Source organism: Roseicella frigidaeris (assembly GCF_003258945.1).
Lineage (GTDB): Bacteria > Pseudomonadota > Alphaproteobacteria > Acetobacterales > Acetobacteraceae > Paracraurococcus > Paracraurococcus frigidaeris.
The window spans coordinates 75,160-93,287 of the sequence record NZ_QLIX01000009.1; the positions used below are offsets into that span (position 1 = coordinate 75,160).

17 protein-coding genes are annotated in these 18,128 nt (G+C 70.7%); 9 read left to right on the forward strand and 8 right to left on the reverse strand.

Annotation, left to right across the window (positions count from 1 at the left end):
• Positions 1–341: 341 nt before the first annotated feature.
• Positions 342–2,459, forward strand: a complete 2,118-nt coding sequence (locus tag DOO78_RS13715) for a sodium-translocating pyrophosphatase (protein ID WP_111470369.1) — start codon at positions 342–344, stop codon at positions 2,457–2,459.
• A gap of 179 nt (positions 2,460–2,638) precedes the next feature.
• Here the strand turns inward: DOO78_RS13715 and DOO78_RS13720 are convergent, their stop codons facing one another.
• From DOO78_RS13720 to DOO78_RS13750, 7 genes are all read right to left on the reverse strand, one after another.
• Positions 2,639–2,821 (reverse strand): hypothetical protein, encoded by a 183-nt coding sequence (locus DOO78_RS13720; protein WP_111470370.1) that lies wholly within the window; start codon positions 2,819–2,821, stop codon positions 2,639–2,641.
• A 20-nt stretch (positions 2,822–2,841) separates the two neighbouring features.
• On the reverse strand, positions 2,842–3,063 hold the full coding sequence (locus DOO78_RS13725; RefSeq protein ID WP_243634539.1) for a hypothetical protein: 222 nt from the start codon (positions 3,061–3,063) through the stop codon (positions 2,842–2,844).
• A gap of 76 nt (positions 3,064–3,139) precedes the next feature.
• Positions 3,140–3,346, reverse strand: coding sequence for a cold-shock protein (locus DOO78_RS13730; RefSeq protein WP_111470372.1), 207 nt, complete (start codon positions 3,344–3,346; stop codon positions 3,140–3,142).
• A gap of 201 nt (positions 3,347–3,547) precedes the next feature.
• The gene (locus tag DOO78_RS13735) at positions 3,548–4,063 is read right to left on the reverse strand and encodes a GNAT family N-acetyltransferase (protein WP_111470516.1); all 516 of its coding nucleotides are present in this window, start codon (positions 4,061–4,063) and stop codon (positions 3,548–3,550) included.
• A gap of 74 nt (positions 4,064–4,137) precedes the next feature.
• On the reverse strand, positions 4,138–6,057 hold the full coding sequence (gene rpoD, locus DOO78_RS13740) for an RNA polymerase sigma factor RpoD (protein WP_111470374.1): 1,920 nt from the start codon (positions 6,055–6,057) through the stop codon (positions 4,138–4,140).
• Positions 6,058–6,117: 60 nt separating this feature from the next.
• Entirely contained in the window at positions 6,118–8,079 is a 1,962-nt protein-coding gene (gene dnaG, locus DOO78_RS13745) for a DNA primase (protein ID WP_111470375.1), read from the reverse strand.
• Positions 8,080–8,118: 39 nt separating this feature from the next.
• Positions 8,119–8,583, reverse strand: a complete 465-nt coding sequence (locus DOO78_RS13750; RefSeq protein ID WP_111470376.1) for a GatB/YqeY domain-containing protein — start codon at positions 8,581–8,583, stop codon at positions 8,119–8,121.
• Positions 8,584–8,723: 140 nt separating this feature from the next.
• Between DOO78_RS13750 and carA the strand changes: the two genes are divergently transcribed.
• The 8 genes from carA to DOO78_RS13790 all read left to right on the forward strand — a co-directional run bounded on the left by carA (position 8,724) and on the right by DOO78_RS13790 (position 17,538).
• The gene (gene carA, locus DOO78_RS13755; protein WP_111470377.1) at positions 8,724–10,142 is read left to right on the forward strand and encodes a glutamine-hydrolyzing carbamoyl-phosphate synthase small subunit; all 1,419 of its coding nucleotides are present in this window, start codon (positions 8,724–8,726) and stop codon (positions 10,140–10,142) included.
• A gap of 3 nt (positions 10,143–10,145) precedes the next feature.
• Entirely contained in the window at positions 10,146–10,904 is a 759-nt protein-coding gene (locus DOO78_RS13760; RefSeq protein WP_111470378.1) for an SDR family NAD(P)-dependent oxidoreductase, read from the forward strand.
• A gap of 3 nt (positions 10,905–10,907) precedes the next feature.
• Entirely contained in the window at positions 10,908–11,543 is a 636-nt protein-coding gene (locus tag DOO78_RS13765) for a LysE family translocator (RefSeq protein WP_111470379.1), read from the forward strand.
• On the forward strand, positions 11,540–11,812 hold the full coding sequence (locus DOO78_RS13770) for a hypothetical protein (protein ID WP_111470381.1): 273 nt from the start codon (positions 11,540–11,542) through the stop codon (positions 11,810–11,812). Before DOO78_RS13765 ends, DOO78_RS13770 begins: the two co-directional genes overlap by 4 nt.
• On the forward strand, positions 11,809–12,021 hold the full coding sequence (locus DOO78_RS13775) for a hypothetical protein (RefSeq protein WP_111470382.1): 213 nt from the start codon (positions 11,809–11,811) through the stop codon (positions 12,019–12,021). The genes DOO78_RS13770 and DOO78_RS13775 overlap by 4 nt, the downstream gene beginning before the upstream one ends.
• 81 nt (positions 12,022–12,102) lie before the next feature.
• Complete coding sequence (carB, locus tag DOO78_RS13780; RefSeq protein WP_111470384.1) at positions 12,103–15,348, forward strand: carbamoyl-phosphate synthase large subunit; 3,246 nt, start codon at positions 12,103–12,105, stop codon at positions 15,346–15,348.
• Between the two features lie 242 nt (positions 15,349–15,590).
• A complete protein-coding gene (gene greA, locus DOO78_RS13785) occupies positions 15,591–16,064 on the forward strand; it encodes a transcription elongation factor GreA (protein WP_111470385.1) in 474 nt (157 codons plus the stop codon).
• A gap of 199 nt (positions 16,065–16,263) precedes the next feature.
• On the forward strand, positions 16,264–17,538 hold the full coding sequence (locus DOO78_RS13790; RefSeq protein ID WP_408887575.1) for a threonine ammonia-lyase: 1,275 nt from the start codon (positions 16,264–16,266) through the stop codon (positions 17,536–17,538).
• Positions 17,539–17,569: 31 nt separating this feature from the next.
• Here the strand turns inward: DOO78_RS13790 and DOO78_RS13795 are convergent, their stop codons facing one another.
• Positions 17,570–18,049, reverse strand: coding sequence for an Lrp/AsnC family transcriptional regulator (locus tag DOO78_RS13795; protein ID WP_111470386.1), 480 nt, complete (start codon positions 18,047–18,049; stop codon positions 17,570–17,572).
• Between the last annotated feature and the right edge of the window lie 79 nt (positions 18,050–18,128).

Below are 18,128 nucleotides of genomic sequence, written 5' to 3' on the forward strand. Positions count from 1 at the left end.
CCCCTGCTCTCCCCCTCGTCCCGCCGGGCATGGTGGGAGGCAATCAAGGCGGCAGCAAGACGGCCGCATGGCAACCTCGGCGCCGGATTTCGCGGCCGCCGCGGGCGGCGGAAAAAGCGGCGCCGGGAGCATTGGGACGCCGCCTCACCGTTGCGCCCCTGCCGCAGCCCCGCTTAGCCTTGCCTGCCTGCGCCGCGCGATGGCGCGCCGTCCGACCCAGCCGGGCCGGCCGACCGCCACCGCGGCGCTCGGCCTCCCCCCGGCCGCTTCGCGGGTCGGCCAGCGCCCGGCCAGGCGCCCGACCAGACGACAGACAAGACAGAAGGGGGGTTGCGACTTTGATGACCTTTTCGTTGCTGCTGGTGATCCTGCTGGGGGCGACATCCATCGCCTACGGCGTGGTCACCGCCAGGCAGGTCATGGCGCTCGACGCCGGAACGGCCCGGATGCAGGAAATCTCAAGGGCGGTCCAGGAAGGCGCCTCGGCCTATCTCCGGCGGCAATACACCACGATCGGCATCGTCGGCGCGGTGCTCTTCGTGCTTATCATCCTCACGCTCGGCTTCCCGGTGGCGATCGGCTTCCTGATCGGCGCGGTGCTCTCGGGCGCCGCCGGCTTCATCGGCATGAACGTCTCGGTGCGGGCCAACGTGCGCACCGCCCAGGCCAGCACCCAGTCGCTCGCCGCCGGCCTCGACGTGGCCTTCAAGTCGGGCGCCATCACCGGGCTGCTGGTCGCCGGCCTCGCCCTGCTCGGCGTCGCCGTCTACTTCTTCGTGCTCACCGTCATCGCCGGCCTGGCGCCGAACGACCGCACGGTGATCGACGCACTCGTCGCCCTCGGCTTCGGCGCCTCCCTCATCTCCATCTTCGCCCGGCTCGGCGGCGGCATCTTCACCAAGGGCGCCGATGTCGGCGGCGACATGGTCGGCAAGGTCGAGGCCGGCATCCCCGAGGACGACCCCCGCAACCCGGCCACCATCGCCGACAACGTGGGCGACAATGTCGGCGACTGCGCCGGCATGGCGGCCGACCTGTTCGAGACCTATGCGGTGACCATGGTCGCCACCATGGTGCTCGCGGCCATCGCCTTCCCGCTGGACCGGCTCGCGCTCGGGATGCTCTATCCGCTCTCGATCGGCGCGGTCTGCGTCATCACCTCGATCATCGGCACCTATTTCGTCAAGCTGCCGGCGAACAACTCGATCATGGGCGCGATGTACCGGGGCTTCATCGTCACCGGCGTGCTCTCGCTGGTCGTGCTGCTGCCGCTCACCTACCTGATCTTCGGCAGCGGCCCGATCGCGGCGGGCGGCGTCGTCTTCAGCCCGCTCGCGCTCTTTCTCTGCGGCGTGGTCGGGCTGGCGGTGACCGGCCTCATCATCGTGGTGACGGAGTACTACACCGGCACCGAGTACCGCCCGGTGAAGGCGATCGCCGAGAGCTCGGTGACCGGCCACGGCACCAACGTCATCCGCGGCCTCGCCGTCTCGATGGAGAGCACCGCCATCCCGGCGCTGATCATCATCGCCGGCGTGCTCGTCACCTACAACCTCGCCGGACTCTACGGCATCGCCATCGCGGTCACCACCATGCTGGCGCTGGCCGGCGTCGTCGTCGCGCTCGACGCCTTCGGGCCGGTGACGGACAATGCCGGCGGCATCGCGGAGATGGCCGGCCTGCCGAAGGAGATCCGCGTCACCACCGATGCGCTGGATGCGGTCGGCAACACCACCAAGGCGGTGACCAAGGGCTATGCGATCGGCTCGGCGGGCCTCGGCGCGCTGGTGCTCTTCGCCGCCTACACCCAGGACCTGACCTTCTTCGCGCAGAACGCCGCGACCTATCCCTATTTCCAGGGGGTCGGCCAGCTCACCTTCAGCCTCTCCAGCCCCTATGTCGTCATGGGGCTGCTCTTCGGCGGCGCCCTGCCCTTCCTGTTCGGCGGCATGGCGATGACGGCCGTCGGCCGCGCGGCGATGAGCGTGGTCGAGGAGGTGCGCAAGCAGTTCCGCGAGAAGCCCGGCATCATGGAGGGGCGCGACCGGCCGGATTACGGCCGCGCCGTCGACATCCTCACCAAGGCGGCGATCCGGGAGATGATCGTCCCCTCGTTGCTGCCGGTGCTCTCGCCGCTCGTCGTCTATTTCGGGGTGCAGGCGATCGCCGGCAAGGCGGCCGGCTTCGAGGCGCTGGGGGCGATGCTGATCGGCGTCATCGTCACCGGCTTCTTCGTCGCGGTCTCCATGACCACCGGCGGCGGCGCCTGGGACAACGCCAAGAAGTACATCGAGGAGGGCCACCATGGCGGCAAGGGCTCGGAGGCCCACAAGGCGGCGGTGACCGGCGACACGGTGGGCGATCCCTACAAGGACACCGCCGGCCCGGCGGTGAACCCGATGATCAAGATCACCAACATCGTCGCCCTGCTGCTGCTGGCGATCCTGGCGCATGGCTGAGCGCGCCGCCGGCGCGCCTTCGCCTCCTCCATGCCGGGCGATTCCGCGCCCGGCGCAGATCCCGATCCGGTGGCCCCCACCGGATCGGGTGACGACGCCCTGAGGACAAAAAAGGGCCGGCGGGTTGCCCCGCCGGCCCTCTTCCAGCATGAGAACCGGCGCCGATGCGGCGCCGCGGCTCAATCGGGCTTCACGTGCTCCGGCTCGAGCTCCGGCGGCGCCTCATCCTCGGGCTCGCCGTCCCGCCCGGCCTTGCGGCGGGCGACCGCCTCGTCGCGCTCCCGCTGCTTCTCGGCCTTCTTGGCCTGCTTGCCGCGATTGATCTCGGCTCGTTGCTGTCCGTAATTCGGTCGTCGCGCCACGCCCGGCTCCGCTCAGTTGCTCACGAGAAGACGGCAGCGGGACCGCCGCGCAGCTGGCTCTCCAGCACGACGCGTTCATGCCCATCCCGCTGATGCTTCACCCGGTACTCGCGGTCGGTGTCCGAACCGGGCAGCTGCCGCACGACCGTGTAGGGACCGCGCGGAATATTGCCGTCGAAGCGATGGGGAACGAATTCCACCTGCTGCCCGACGGTGAAACGGTGCGGTCCGACCATGGTCATCCTGCCTTTCGGGCTGCGGCAGGCAGGAATGACGGCCGCCCGGGGCCGCAGCCGGCCCCCGGGCGGTCGGTCAAGCTCAATCGACCTTCAGGTTGCAGGCGGAGAGCTTGCCCTTCTGGCCGCGCTGCACGTCGAAGGTGATGCGCTGGCCATCATTCAGACCCTGCAGGCCGGCGCGCTGCACGTCGGAGATGTGGACGAAGACGTCGGCGGTGCCGTCCTCAGGCTGGATGAAGCCATAGCCCTTGGTTGCGTTGAACCATTTCACGGTGCCAGTGGACATAGATGGAATCCATAGATGCGTAGGTTCCGTCCCACGACCGTCGCGGGACAGGCCAATCTGCCATGACGGGACGGGAACCAGGCTCGGCGCTCATGGAATGAGCAAACGAAACAGGCCGAACCAGACGGGTTGACCCGGATACCATGCGCCCAAAGCGCGGAAAGGACAATGCCCCTCCGCCGCAATTGGCAGAATTCCGGCTCAGCGGTAGCGCAGCCGCTCCGGTATCGGCAGGCCGAGCCGCGCCGGCACCTGCCAGATCTCGCGCACCGTCCGCAGCCGGCTGAAGCCGGTGGCGAGATAATTCGGTAAGGCCCGCGGATGGTCGGCGGTGCAGGTGTTCACCGTCACGCCGCGCGGCCCCTCCGCCCAGGCGGCGTCCACCGCGTGCCGCAGGAAGGCGCGGCCCAGCCCATGGCCGATGGCATGCGGCATCAGGCCGAAATAGGCGATGTTGGCGAAGGGCCGGTTGCGCCGGTCGAGCTCGTAGAAGCCCGCCGGCTCGCCATCCTGGTAGAGGACATGGATGGTGATGGCGGGGTCGCGCAGGATCGCCGCGAGCTCGCCCTCGGCGAGCGTGCGGCGCAGCCACCAGCAATAATCGTGGCCGACCGTGTGGTAGAGGTAGCGGTAGAAGGCCGTGGTGCAGCGCCGCGCCGGCACCACCGTCGCGCCGGCCGGCAGCGGCCGCGCCGGGTTCTCCGGCCGCCGGTCCATGCGCAGGAAGGTCACGTCGACCGCGACCGGGATGATCGTCTCCGTCGCCACGGCCAAGGCCCGAGCCCGCCGCCTTAATTGTCGAGGAAGCTGCGCAGCTTCCGGCTGCGGCTCGGATGCTTCAGCTTGCGCAGCGCCTTGGCCTCAATCTGGCGGATGCGCTCGCGCGTCACGTTGAACTGCTGCCCGACCTCCTCCAGCGTGTGGTCGGTGTTCATGCCGATGCCGAAGCGCATGCGCAGCACCCGCTCCTCGCGCGGCGTCAGCGAGGAGAGCACCCGCGTCGTCGCCTCGCGCAGGTTCGACTGGATGGCGGCGTCGAGCGGGATGATCGCCGCCTTGTCCTCGATGAAGTCGCCGAGATGGCTGTCCTCCTCGTCGCCGATCGGCGTCTCGAGGCTGATCGGCTCCTTGGCGATCTTCAGCACCTTGCGCACCTTCTCGAGCGGCATGCCGAGCTTCTCGGCCAGCTCCTCCGGCGTCGGCTCGCGGCCGATCTCGTGCAGCATCTGGCGGCTGGTGCGCACCAGCTTGTTGATCGTCTCGATCATGTGCACGGGGATGCGGATGGTGCGCGCCTGGTCGGCGATGCTGCGCGTGATCGCCTGGCGGATCCACCAGGTGGCATAGGTGCTGAACTTGTAGCCGCGGCGATACTCGAATTTGTCGACCGCCTTCATCAGGCCGATATTGCCCTCCTGGATCAGGTCCAGGAATTGCAGGCCGCGATTGGTGTATTTCTTGGCGATGGAGATGACGAGGCGGAGGTTGGCCTCGATCATCTCCTTCTTCGCCTGGGTCATGTCGCGCTCGCCGCGCGAGACGGTGGCATAGACCCGGCGGAACTCGCCGATCGGCAGGTTGGTGTCGTTGGCGATGATCGACATCTGCGCCCGGACCGATTCCGCATCCTCCTGCGAGCGCAGGATGAAATTGGCCCAGGCCTTGCCCTTGAGGCGGGAGAGCCGCTCGAACCAGCCCGGGTCCAGCTCGCTGCCGCGCCACTGCTCGAGGAATTCCTCGCGCTTGACCTTGCTCGCCTCGGCCATGCGCAGCACCTGGCCCTCGAGGGCCGTCAGCTTGCGGTTGATGTGCTTGAGCTGCTCGACCAGTTCCTCGATGCGGTTGTTGTGCAGGTGCACCTTCTGCACCAGCGCCACCAGCTCCGCCCGCGCCTTCTCGTAGGTCTTCTCCGACTTGCCGGCGAGGTCCTCGCCGGCGGTATAGGCCTCCATCCGCTTGTGCTGCAGCTTCTGCAGCTTGGAATAGGCGGCCTCGATCGCCTCGAAGGCGGCCAGCGCCTCGGGCTTCAGCTTCTCCTCGAGCGCCGAGAGGGAGAGGCCGAGCCCCTCGCCCTCCTCGCCCTCCTCGAACTCCTCCGCCTGCTCGGTCGGGCCGCCATCCGGCGTGTCGGCGGCGTTGGTCGCCTCGAGGTCGATGACGTCGCGCAGCAGCATGCGGCCTTCCTTGACCGCCTCGTGCCAGGCGATGATCGCCTTGAAGGTCTGCGGGCTCTCGCAGAGCCCGCCGATCATCATGTCGCGGCCGGCCTCGATGCGCTTGGCGATGGCGATCTCGCCCTCGCGCGAGAGCAGCTCAACCGAGCCCATCTCGCGCAGGTACATGCGGACCGGGTCATCGGTGCGGCCGATGCTCTCCTCGTCCACATTGCCGCCCGATTCCTCGTCCTCCTCCTTGTCGCGGTCCTCGGCGGCGGGCTTGGCGGCGGGCGCCTCGCCATCCTCGCTCTCCTCGGCATCGACGACGTTGATGCCGAGATCGCTGAGGGTGGCGAGATGGTCCTCGATGGTCTCGGAGGAGACCTGGTCGGAAGGCAAGGCGGCGTTCAGCTCGTCCACCGTGACGTAGCCGCGCTCCTTGCCGCGGGCGATCAGCTTCTTGACCGCGGCCGACTGGATGTCGATCAGTACGCCTTCCACCGCCTCGTCACGGCTCTCGACCATCTCGGTGCCGCTCGCGACCTTGCTCGCCATACTGTCCGCTCCATCGACGCGACGAACCTCCCGGCGACCCGGGATGCCCGTGCCTTGCCCCTACCCTATGGTGTCGTCCCGCAATGCCCCACGGGACGTCACCGGGCCCCATGCGGCGCCGGCGGGCGCCCCGTCCAGGGCCCCATCCGGGGACTGGTCCTGCGATGCTTCCTCCGGGATGGCCTCGGTCTCGCCGGCCCGCAGGGCGGCGAGCGCCTTCGTCAGTCCGATCAAGCGCTTCTGCGCAGCCGGGTCGTTGCGGTCTGTGAGGAGACGTTGCGCTTCCGTCTGGTCCTTGATCAGTTCCGCCTCGCCTCGCAGCAGCCCGAAGAAATGCCACCAGCCATCCAGCGCCTCTTTCGGCTGGGCCGTGGGATGCGCCGCGGCGCAGAGCCCGGTGGCCCGCACGGCCCAGGCCACGGTATCTTGCATACCGTTCTGGGCGAGGTGGCCTGCCAGGGCTTCCGAGTCAAGGAGTTCCGCCCCGCGCAGCCAGTCCAGCAGGGCGTGGCCGAGGGCCTCGCAGGGACCCGCCGGCAGGTCGAGCGTCATGAGGGCTTCCTCGACATCGGGCAGGATGGCGGGGTGGCGCAGCAGGATGGCGAGCAGGTTGCGGGCCCGCTCCAGCCGGATGGCGGCGATGTCGATCGGCCGGCGCTGCAGCCCGGGCGGCGGCGCCAGCGCCTCGCCGCGCCGCCCCGCGCCGCCCCGGCGCGGCCCGCTGCCGCCGCCCGGCCCGCCACCTGGCCTTGGGCGGCGCTGCTCCTCGAAGAAGCGGTCGAGCAGCACGCGGCGATACTCGCCGGAGAGGATGCGGTCGGGGATCAGCCGCGCCGCCGCCTCGAGCTGACCGCGGAGGGCGGCGCGCTGCTCGGGCGTCGCCCGCGGCCGGCCCGCCGTCAGCAGGTCGTAGAGGGCGGCGGAGAGCGGCTTCGCCGTCTCGAGCACCGCCTCGAAGACCCGGGCGCCCCCCTTCCGCACCAGCGTGTCCGGATCCTCGCCGCCGGTGAGGGTCGCCAGCCTCAGGCTGCGCTCGGGGCTGAGCAGCGGCAGGGCGATCTCGGCCGCGCGCACGGCGGCCCGCCCGCCTGCGGCGTCGCCGTCAAAGCAGAGCACGGGTTCGGGCGTCATCTGCCAGAGCAGCCCGAGCTGCTCGGCCGTCAGGGCGGTCCCCAGTGGCGCCACGGCGCCGCCGAAGCCTGCCTGGTGCAGGGCGATGACATCCATATAGCCCTCGACCACCAGGACCGTCGCGCCGCGGAAGGCCGCCTCCCGCGCCAGGTCCAGCCCGTAGAGGCCCCGCCGTTTCTGGAAGAGCTCGGTTTCCGGTCCATTGACATATTTCGGCTGGCCGTCGCCGAGGATACGCCCACCGAAGGAAATAATGCGGCCGCGCCGGTCGCGGATCGGGAACATCACCCGGCCGAAGAACATGTCGACCAGGCCGGCTTCGGGCCGCTCCGGGTCGCGCGGCTTCATCAGCCCGGCGGCGACGAGCTGCGCCGGCTCGATCCCCTCGGGCTTCAGCTCGGCGGCGAGCGCCCCCCGCCCCTCGCCCGACCAGCCGAGGCCGAAGCGGGCGATGGTCGCCTCGGTGAGGCCGCGGCGGTGCAGGTAGTCGCGCGCCGCCGCCCCCTCCGGCTGGGCGAGGCGGCGCTGATAGGCCGCGGCCGCGGCGGCCAGCACCTCGTGCAGGTCGCGCGCCCGCCGCTCCCGCGCCGCGGCCTGGGGCGTCGGCCTCGGCACCTGCATCCCCGCCTCGGCGGCGAGCCGCTCCACCGCCTCGGGGAAGCTCGCCCCCTCGGCGCGCATCAGGAAGGTGATGGCATCCCCATGCGCGCCGCAGCCGAAGCAATGGAAATGGTCGTCATAGACGTAGAAGGAGGGGGACTTCTCGTTGTGGAAGGGGCAGCAGCCCTTCCACTGCCGGCCGTTGCGGACCAGCCGCGCCTTGCGGCCGATCAGCCCGTGCAACGGGGTCCGGGCGCGCAGCTCATCGAGGAAGGCGGGCGGGAGGGCCATCGCTGCGGCACAGTGTAGCGGCGGCGGGACCGCCGCGCATCAGCCGCCGAGCGCCGCCTTCACCAGCGGGCCGGCCTTGCCAAGATCCATGCTTGCGGCGTGCTTCGCGCGCAACACCGCCATCACCTTGCCCATCTCCTTCACGCCCGTCGCGCCGGTCTCGGCGATGGCGGCCGCGATGGCGGCGCGGGTCGCGGCCTCATCCATCTGCTGCGGCAGGAAGCCCTCGATGACGGCGATCTCCGCCTCCTCCTTGGCGGCGAGCTCCTCGCGGCCGCCCTGGCGGTAAAGCTCGACGCTCTCCCGGCGGGACTTGGCCATGCCGCGCAGCATGGCCACGATCTGCTCCTCCGGCACCTGCTCGATGCCCGAGGGCCGGGCGGCGATGTCGGTGTCCTTCAGCTTGGCGAGGATCATGCGCAGCGTCGATGTCCGCGCCGTGTCCTTGGCCAGCATGGCGGCTTTGAGCGCCGCGGTGAAACGGCTGCGGAGGTCCTCGGCCATGGCGTTCCTCGCTGGATGGGCGGTGGGGGCGCGGCTGTAGCATGCCGGGCGGCGGCTCGGGAGACCGGGCTCCGGGAATCGTTTTCCCATTTTCCATCATCACCATTGATCTGGGAAATACTTTCCCACATACCTGTGCCATGCGGACGGTCGAAGACATCATCGCTCTCCTCGGCGGCCCGGACGCCGCCGCGCAGCGTTGCGGCATCGGGACCGAGGCGGTGCGCAAATGGCGCCAGGCCCGGGCTATCCCGCCCCGCCATTGGCCGGCCATCCTGGCCGCCACCGGCCTGTCCCTGTCCGAGCTTCCCGGCGCGCCGCCCCCCGGCGCCCCGGAGGCCGGCCCTGCTTCCCGTGCGGAGACCCCCATGCCCCAGACCGAGACCGCCCCCGACGCCATCCCCGAAGGCGCGACGGCCTGCCTCGTGCTCGGCGACGGCAGCGTCTTCTGGGGCCGCGGCTTCGGCGCCCATAGCCGCCCCGGCCAGCCGCCGGTCGCCGAGGTCTGCTTCAACACCGGCCTGACCGGCTACCAGGAGACGCTGACCGACCCCTCCTATGCCGGGCAGATCATCACCTTCACCTTCCCCCATATCGGCAATGTCGGCACCAATGCCGAGGATCTGGAGGCGGCGACGCCGGTCGCCCGCGGCCTCGTCGTCAAGCAGGACGTGACCGAGCCGGCGAATTACCGCTCCACCCGCCATCTCGACCTCTGGCTGAAAAGCCACGACGTGCCCGGCATCGCCGGCCTCGACACCCGGGCGCTCACCATCCGCATCCGCGACGGCGGGGCGCCGAACGGCGTGCTCTGCCATCCCGCGGATGGCCGCTTCGACCTGCCGGCGCTGCGGGCCCAGGCCGCGGCCTGGCCGGGGCTCGAGGGCATGGACCTGGCGAAGGAGGTCTCCTGCCGCCAGGCCTATCGCTGGGACGAGACGGAATGGGCCTGGCCCGCCGGCTTCGGCAAGCAGGCTGCGCCGCGGCACAAGGTGGTCGCGGTGGATTACGGCGCCAAGCGCAACATCCTCCGCTGCCTCGCCTCGGCCGGGCTGGAGGTGACGGTGGTGCCGGCGACCGCGACGGCGGAGGAGATCCTGCGCCACGCCCCGGACGGCGTCTTCCTCTCGAACGGCCCGGGCGACCCGGCGGCGACCGCCGACTACGCCGTGCCGGCGATCCGCGGCGTGCTGGAGAGCAAGGTGCCGGTCTTCGGCATCTGCCTCGGCCATCAGCTTCTCGGCCTCGCCCTCGGCGGCCGGACCTACAAGCTCGAGCGCGGCCATCGCGGCGCCAACCAGCCGGTGAAGGACCTCACCACCGGCAAGGTCGAGATCACCAGCCAGAACCACGGCTTCGCCATCGACCCGAAAAGCCTGCCCTCGAGCGTGCGGGTGACGCATGTCTCGCTCTTCGACGGCTCGAATGAGGGCCTCGCCGCCACCGACCGGCCGGCCTTCTCGGTGCAGTACCATCCCGAGGCCTCGCCAGGGCCGAGCGACAGCCATCACCTGTTCCACCGCTTCGTCGACATGATCGAGAAGCACAAGGGAGGATAAGGCATGTTCGAGCTGCAGGGCCGCGTCGGCCTGGTCACCGGCGGCAATGGCGGCATCGGCCTCGGCCTCGCCCGCGGCCTGGCGAAGGCCGGCGCCGCGGTGATGGTGGCCGGGCGGAACGAGGCGAAGAACGCCGAGGCCGTGGCGGCGCTGCGCTCGCTCGGCGCCGAGGCCGAGGCGGTGGTCGTCGACGTCACCGAGGAGGCGAGCGTGAACGCCATGGTGGCGCGCTGCGTCGAGCGCTTCGGCCGGCTCGACATCCTGGTGAACAATGCCGGCATCAACATCCGCAACCGGCCGGAGGTCTATGAGCTCGCCGACTGGCACAAGGTGATCGCCACCAACCTGACCAGCGCCATGCTGGCGAGCAAGGCGGCGCATCCGCATCTGAAGGCGGGCGGCCATGGGCGCGTCATCAACAACGGCTCCATGCTCTCGATCTTCGGCCTGCCCTTCCATGCCGCCTATGGCGCGAGCAAGGGCGGCGTGGTGCAGATGACGCGCTCCATGGCGGTGGCCTGGGGGCCGGACGGCATCACGGTGAACTGCCTGCTGCCCGGCTGGATCGACACCGACCTGACGCGCAAGGCGCGCTCGGACATGCCGGCGCTGAACGACAACGTCCTCGCCCGCACGCCGCGCGGCCGCTGGGGCGACCCCCGGGATTTCGAGGGCATCGCCGCCTTCCTCGCCAGCGACGCGGCGAGCTTCATCACCGGCACCGCCATCCCGGTGGATGGCGGCTTCTCGGTCAACGGCTGAGCCGTGCCGAGCCCCGAGGCCCTGCTGGTCTTCGCCGCGCTCTCGCTCGGCCTCGCGCTGACGCCGGGGCCGAACATGCTCTACCTCGTCTCCCGCTCGCTGGCGCAGGGGACGGGGGCGGGCCTGGTCTCGCTGCTCGGCTGCCAGGCGGGCTCGCTCGTCATCATGCTCTGCGCCGCCGCCGGCATCACCGCCGCGCTGCTTGCCATCCCCTATGCCTGGGAGGTGCTGCGGCTCGGCGGCGCGGCCTATCTGCTCTGGCTCGCCTGGCAGAGCCTGCGGCCGGGCGGCCAGCCGCTCTTCGCGCCGCGGGCACTGCCGCGCGAGCCGGCGGCGCGGCTGTTCGGCATCGGCGCCGCGACGGCCGCGCTCAACCCGAAGGTGGCGCTGTTCTACATGGCGGTGCTGCCGCCCTTCATCGACCCGGCGCGCGGCCATGTGCTGCTGCAAGGGGCGATGCTCGGCGGCGTGCAGATCGCCGTCTGCACCCTGTTCGATGCGTTGCTCGTCCTCGGCGCGGCCGGCACCGCCCGCCTGCTCGGCGCGCATCCCGGCTGGATGGCGGCGCAGCGCTGGCTGCTCGGCGGCGCGCTCGGCCTGCTGGCGGTGAAGCTGGCGACGACGGAGCGGGCGCCGTGACGCTCGTCTTCATCGCGCTGCTCGCCCTCTCCTGGACCGGCCTCTCTCTCGCCGTGCTGGCGATGCTGCTGAAGCGGCTCGGCCCGCCGCGGCAGGCGGCTTGGCGCGCCTTCGGCCTCAGCCTCGGCATCAACACGGTGAGCGCCGCCTATGCCACGCCGGGCGAGCCGCTCTCGGCCGTCCTGCTGATCCTGCTCTGCCACGCCCTGCTGCTGCCGCCGCTGCTGCTGGCGGCCCGGCGGGAAGAGCGGCGGGAGGAGCGGCGATGACCCGTGCGCCCCTGCTGCCATCCCTGTTGCCGCCCCTGCTGGCCATGCTGGCGCTGCTCGCCGCCTGCACCGCCGCACCGCCCACGCCGGAGCAGCGGCGCGCGCAATGCGAGGCCGACCGCACCCGCCGCGGCATCGGCCGGCTGCTGCCGCCCGAGGCGCGGCAACGGCCGGACTGCCTGCCCCCCGCCGATCCCACCGCCCGCTAGCCCCCATGCTTGACCGCGTGACGCAGGCTCCCCACTGAGCCCACCGCAAGCGGCCACGCCCCAGACGACCGGAACGCCCCCATGCCGAAGCGCACCGACCTCTCCTCCATCCTCATCATCGGCGCCGGCCCGATCGTCATCGGCCAGGCCTGCGAGTTCGACTATTCCGGCGCCCAGGCCTGCAAGGCGCTGCGCGCCGAGGGCTACCGGGTGATCCTGGTGAACTCCAACCCGGCGACGATCATGACCGATCCGGGCCTGGCGGATGCCACCTATATCGAGCCGATCACCGTCGAGATGGTCGAGAAGATCATCGCCAAGGAGCGGCCGGATGCGCTGCTGCCGACCATGGGCGGGCAGACGGCGCTGAACACCGCGCTCAAGCTGGCCGAGGCGGGGGTGCTGGAGAAATACGGCTGCGAGCTGATCGGCGCCCGCGCCGAGGTGATCGACAAGGCCGAGGACCGGCTGAAATTCCGCGACGCCATGACCAAGATCGGCATCGAGAGCCCGCGCAGCGCCATCGCCCACACGATGGAGGAGGCGCGGGCCGGGCTCGAGCTGGTGAAGCTGCCCTGCGTCATCCGCCCCTCCTTCACCCTCGGCGGCACGGGCGGCGGCATCGCCTACAACAAGGAGGAGTTCGAGCAGATCGTCTCGGCCGGGCTCTCCGCCTCGATGACCAGCGAGGTGCTGATCGAGGAGAGCGTGCTCGGCTGGAAGGAGTTCGAGATGGAGGTGGTCCGCGACAGCGCGGACAACTGCATCATCATCTGCTCGATCGAGAATCTCGACGCCATGGGCGTCCATACCGGCGACAGCGTCACCATTGCCCCGGCGCTGACGCTGACCGACCGGGAATACCAGCGCATGCGCGATGCCTCCATCGCCTGCCTGCGCGAGATCGGCGTCGACACCGGCGGCTCCAACGTCCAGTTCGGCATCAACCCGGCCGATGGGCGCATGGTCATCATCGAGATGAACCCGCGCGTCTCGCGCAGCTCGGCGCTGGCCTCCAAGGCCACCGGCTTCCCGATCGCCAAGGTCGCGGCCAAGCTCGCCGTCGGCTACACGCTGGACGAGCTGGCGAACGACATCACCCGCGTCACCCCGGCGAGCTTCGAGCCGACCATCGACTATGTGGTGGTGAAGATCCCGCGCTTCACCTTCGAGAAATTCCCCGGCACCCCGCCCACGCTGACCACCTCGATGAAGTCGGTGGGCGAGGCGATGGCGATCGGCCGCAGCTTCGCCGAAGCCCTGCAGAAGGGGCTGCGCAGCCTCGAGACCGGCCTTTCCGGCCTCGACGAGGTGGCGGCCCCGGGCGATGGCTCCGCCCAGGCCTTCCATGCCGCGCTCGCCACGCCGAAGCCGGACCGGGTGCTGATGGCGGCGCAGGCCCTGCGGGCCGGCGTCTCGCTCGAGGAGGTGCAGGAGGCCAGCAAATTCGATGTCTGGTTCCTGCGCGAGATCGAGTCGATCGTCGCCGCCGAGCGCGAGGTCGCCGCCCAGGGCCTGCCCCGGACGCCGGTCGGGATGCGCCGGCTGAAGGCGCTCGGCTTCTCCGACCGTCGCCTCGCCCAGCTCACCGGCCAGGCCGAGGCGACGGTGGAGGCGGCCCGCCTCGGCCTCGGCGTCACGCCGGTCTACAAGCGCATCGACACCTGCGCCGCCGAGTTCGCCTCCGAGACGCCCTACATGTACTCGACCTATGAGGGCGGCTTCGGCGAGCCGGTCTGCGAATCGCGGCCGACGGAGCGGCAGAAGATCGTCATCCTCGGCGGCGGCCCGAACCGCATCGGCCAGGGCATCGAGTTCGACTATTGCTGCGTCCATGCCTGCTACGCGCTGAAGGATGCGGGCTTCGAGACCATCATGGTCAATTGCAACCCGGAGACGGTCTCGACCGACTACGACACCTCCGATCGCCTCTATTTCGAGCCGCTGACCGGCGAGGACGTCATCTCCCTGATCCGCCGCGAGCAGGAGAAGGGCACGCTGCTCGGCTGCATCGTGCAGTATGGCGGGCAGACGCCGCTGAAGCTCAGCCAGGCGCTGCACAAAGCCGGCATCCCGATCCTCGGCACCAGCGCCGAGGCGATCGACATCGCCGAGGACCGCGAGCGCTTCCAGCAGCTGCTGAAGGGCCTCGGGCTGAAGCAGCCGCGGAACGGCACGGTGCGCGACCTCGGCGAGGCGGTGCAGGAGGCCGAGCGCATCGGCTATCCGGTCGTCGTCCGCCCCTCCTACGTGCTCGGCGGCCGGGCGATGGAGATCGCCTACAACCGCGAGCAGCTGCTGCGCTTCGGCCAGGAGGCGGTGAAGGTCTCGGGCGAGAACCCGATCCTGATCGACCAGTACCTGCAGGACGCGATCGAGGTGGATGTCGACTGCATCGCCGATGCCGACGGCAAGGTCTTCGTCGCCGGCGTCATGGAGCATATCGAGGAGGCCGGCATCCATTCCGGCGACAGCGCCTGCTCCCTGCCGCCCTATTCGCTGCCGCCGGCGGTGGTGACCGAGCTGCGCGCCGAGACCGAGGCGATGGCCCGGGCGCTCAAGGTCGTCGGGCTGATGAACGTGCAGTATGCGGTGAAGGACGGCGAGATCTACGTGCTCGAGGTCAATCCCCGCGCCTCGCGCACCGCGCCCTTCGTCGCCAAGGCGACGGGCGTGCCGGTGGCCAAGATCGGCGCCCAGGTGATGGCCGGGGCGAAGCTCGCCGAATTCGGCCTCGACGGCGAGGCGGTCTACCGCCATGTCGCGGTGAAGGAGGCGGTCTTCCCCTTCAACCGCTTCCCGAACGTGGACGTCATCCTCGGGCCGGAGATGAAGTCGACCGGTGAGGTGATGGGCCTCGACACCTCCTTCGAGCGGGCCTTCGCCAAGTCGCAGCTCGGCGCCGGGGTGAAGCTGCCGCTCGCCGGCACCGCCTTCATCTCGGTCAAGGAGGGCGACAAGCCGGCCGCCGTGGTGCTGGCCCGGCGGCTGATCGACATGGGCTTCGGCATCGTCGCCACCCGCGGCACCGCCGCCCGCATCCGTGAGGCGGGGCTCGCCTGCCAGACGGTGAACAAGGTGCTCGAGGGCCGGCCGCATTGCGTGGACGCCATCAAGTCCGGTGATATCCAGCTCGTCATCAACACGACCGGCGGCGGCCAGTCGGTGGCGGACAGCTTTGACATCCGCCGCTCCGCCCTCACCCAGGGGGTGCCGCACTACACGACGGCGGCCGGCGCCCGGGCGGCGGTGCATGCGATTGCCGCCCTCCGGGCCGGAACCCTTGATGTGGCGCCGCTACAGTCCTATTTTACCCGTTCATTTTGAGCGGACGGCGCGGAACCCGGCGCGGCCCGACGGACGGCAATTGCGGTGCGCATCGGCTCGGATGCGGCATCGTCGGCGGCCCTCCGGGTGCCAGGGAACTTCGCTTCGGCCGCTCTGTTTCCCGCCGTCGCCAGCCCCGCCGCGCCTGCCATCCGGCGGGCGGGGGGTGGCAGCCGCCGGTCGCGTTCCCGCGGGCGAAGCCACCGAACTCGCCCGCCACCGCTCGTAAGGAAGGGCTTGCCGTGCAGAAGTTCCCCATGACCGCGGAAGGTCTGGCGAAGTTGGAGGAGGAACTGAAGCAGCTGAAGGTCGAGGAGCGCCCGGCCGTCATCCGCGCCATCTCCGAGGCGCGGGCGCATGGCGACCTGTCCGAGAATGCCGAGTACCACGCGGCCCGCGAGAAGCAGTCCTTCATCGAGGGCCGCATCGCCGAGCTCGAGACCATCATCCCGGCCGCCGAGGTGATCGACGTCTCCAAGCTTTCCGGCGACCAGGTGAAATTCGGCGCCCGCGTCACCGTCGTCGACGAGGAGACGGAGGAGGAGAAAACCTACCGCATCGTCGGCCAGTACGAGGCGGACATGAAGCTGGGCTCGATCTCCATCTCCTCGCCGCTGGCCAAGGCGCTGATCGGCAAGAAGGTCGGCGACAATGTCGAGGTGCCGGCGCCGGGCGGCGCCCGCGCTTATGAGATCACGGCGGTCGCCTTCCGCTGAGCCGGCCGGGTCCGGCGGCCTCGGGGCGCCCCGCCGCCCGGGTGGTTCGATGACTGGATGGAACGTGTTGCCGCTTCGCGGCGAACTGCGTCGCTCCCGCCCGGGGATCGGCGTATAGGGCGCTGCCCGCCATCGGCCCCTGCCCGTCCCGGCCGGTGGCGGATCGAGAGACTTGCCGCGAAGGACCCCGCCCTTGCCCCTGCGCGCCCTGGCCCTGGATGGCGACGCCGTGCCGCTGCCCGTCGCTCCCGCCCCCGTCACCCTGGCCGACATCCGGGCGGCCGCCCGGCGGATCGCGGGCGCCGTCCTCCGCACCCCGACCCTGCCCTCGCACGCCGTCTCCCGGGCGGTCGGCGCGCAGGTCTTCCTCAAGCTCGACAACCTGCAGGCCACCGGCGCCTTCAAGGAGCGCGGCGCGGCGAACCGCATCGCGCTGCTGACGGTGCGGGAGCGGGCGGCGGGCGTCGTCGCCATGTCGGCGGGCAACCATGCCCAGGCCGTCGCCCGGCATGCGGCGCTCGCCGGCATCGCCGCGACGATCGTCATGCCGCAATTCACCCCGGCCACCAAGGTGGTCCGCACCGAGGGCTGGGGCGCCCGGGTGGTGCTGCATGGCGAAACCCTGGCCGAGGCGGCGGCGCATGCGCATGAGCTGGCGCTGCGGGACGGCCTCACCTTCATCCATCCCTATGACGATCCGGGCGTGATCGCCGGCCAGGGCACCATGGTGCTCGAGATGCTCGAGGATGCGCCGGCGCTCGATGCGCTGGTCTTCCCGGTCGGCGGCGGCGGCCTGCTGGCCGGCTGCGCCGCGGCGGCGCGGGAGCTGCGGCCGGGGCTGCCGGTCTATGGCGTCGAGGTGGCGGGCTACCCGGCCATGGCGCAGCGCCTCGCCGGCGGCCCGGTCGCGGTCGGCGGGCCGACCATCGCCGAGGGCATCGCCGTCCGCGATGTCGGCGAGGCGCCGCTCGCCCTGCTGCGGCAGATGGGCACCGAGGTGCTGGTGGTGCCGGAGCGCGCCGTGGAGCAGGCGATCGCCCTGCTCGCCGAGGGCGCCAAGCTGGTGGCCGAGGGCGCCGGCGCCGCCGGGCTCGCCGCCATCCTCGCCTTCCCCGAGCGCTTCGCCGGCAAGGCGGTGGGCACCGTGATCACCGGCGGCAACATCGATGCCCGCATCCTGGCCAATGTCCTGCTGCGCAACCTGCTGCGCGACGGCCGGATCCTGCGGCTGCACCTCGACATCCCCGACCGGCCGGGCGTGCTGGCCGATATCGCCGCCCGGGTCGCCGCCGCCGGCGGCAACGTCATCGAGGTGAGCCACCAGCGCCTCTTCGCGGCGCCGAGCGTGCAGAGCGCCGAGCTCGAACTGATGGTCGAGGTCCGGGACACGGCGCAGGGCAATGCCATCGTCGCGGCGCTGGAGGCCGGGCGCTACGTGGTCCGGCGGGGCTGCAGCGCGCCGGTCCAGGGCTAGAGCAGCCTCAGGCGATCACGCCCCGGCCGGGTCAGCGGGCGATCGGCACCCCGGCCTCGTCCTTCGAGGTGCGGATGGTCTGCAGGGTCTGCACCCGCGCCACCTCCTCGGCCGCGGTGAGCTGCGCCGTCAGCGCATTCTCATGTGCGGTGTCGCGCGCGACGAGGCGCAGCAGGAAATCGCCGCCGCCGCGGATCATGTGGCACTCGCGCACCTCGGGCCAGCGGCGCATGCGCGACTCGAAGGCGGTGAGCACCGTCTCCTTCTGGCTCTCCAGCCCGACCAGGGCGAAGAAGGTGATCTCGTAGCCGAGCGCGACGGGGTCGAGATCGGCATGGTAGCCGCGGATGATCCGCTCCTCCTCCAGCCGCCGCACCCGGCGCAGGCAGGGCGGCGCCGAGAGCCCGACCCGCCGGGCGAGCTCCACATTGGTCATCCGGCCATCGGCCTGCAATTCGGCGAGGATCTGACGATCGACATCGTCGAGGGAGGGATCTGGGACTGCACTCATGCTTTCAGGATTCGTTGCCGTGATCTGGCTTCGGGCGCAATATCATTGCTCACTGCATCGGCCGCAAGGCTTGCGCTTG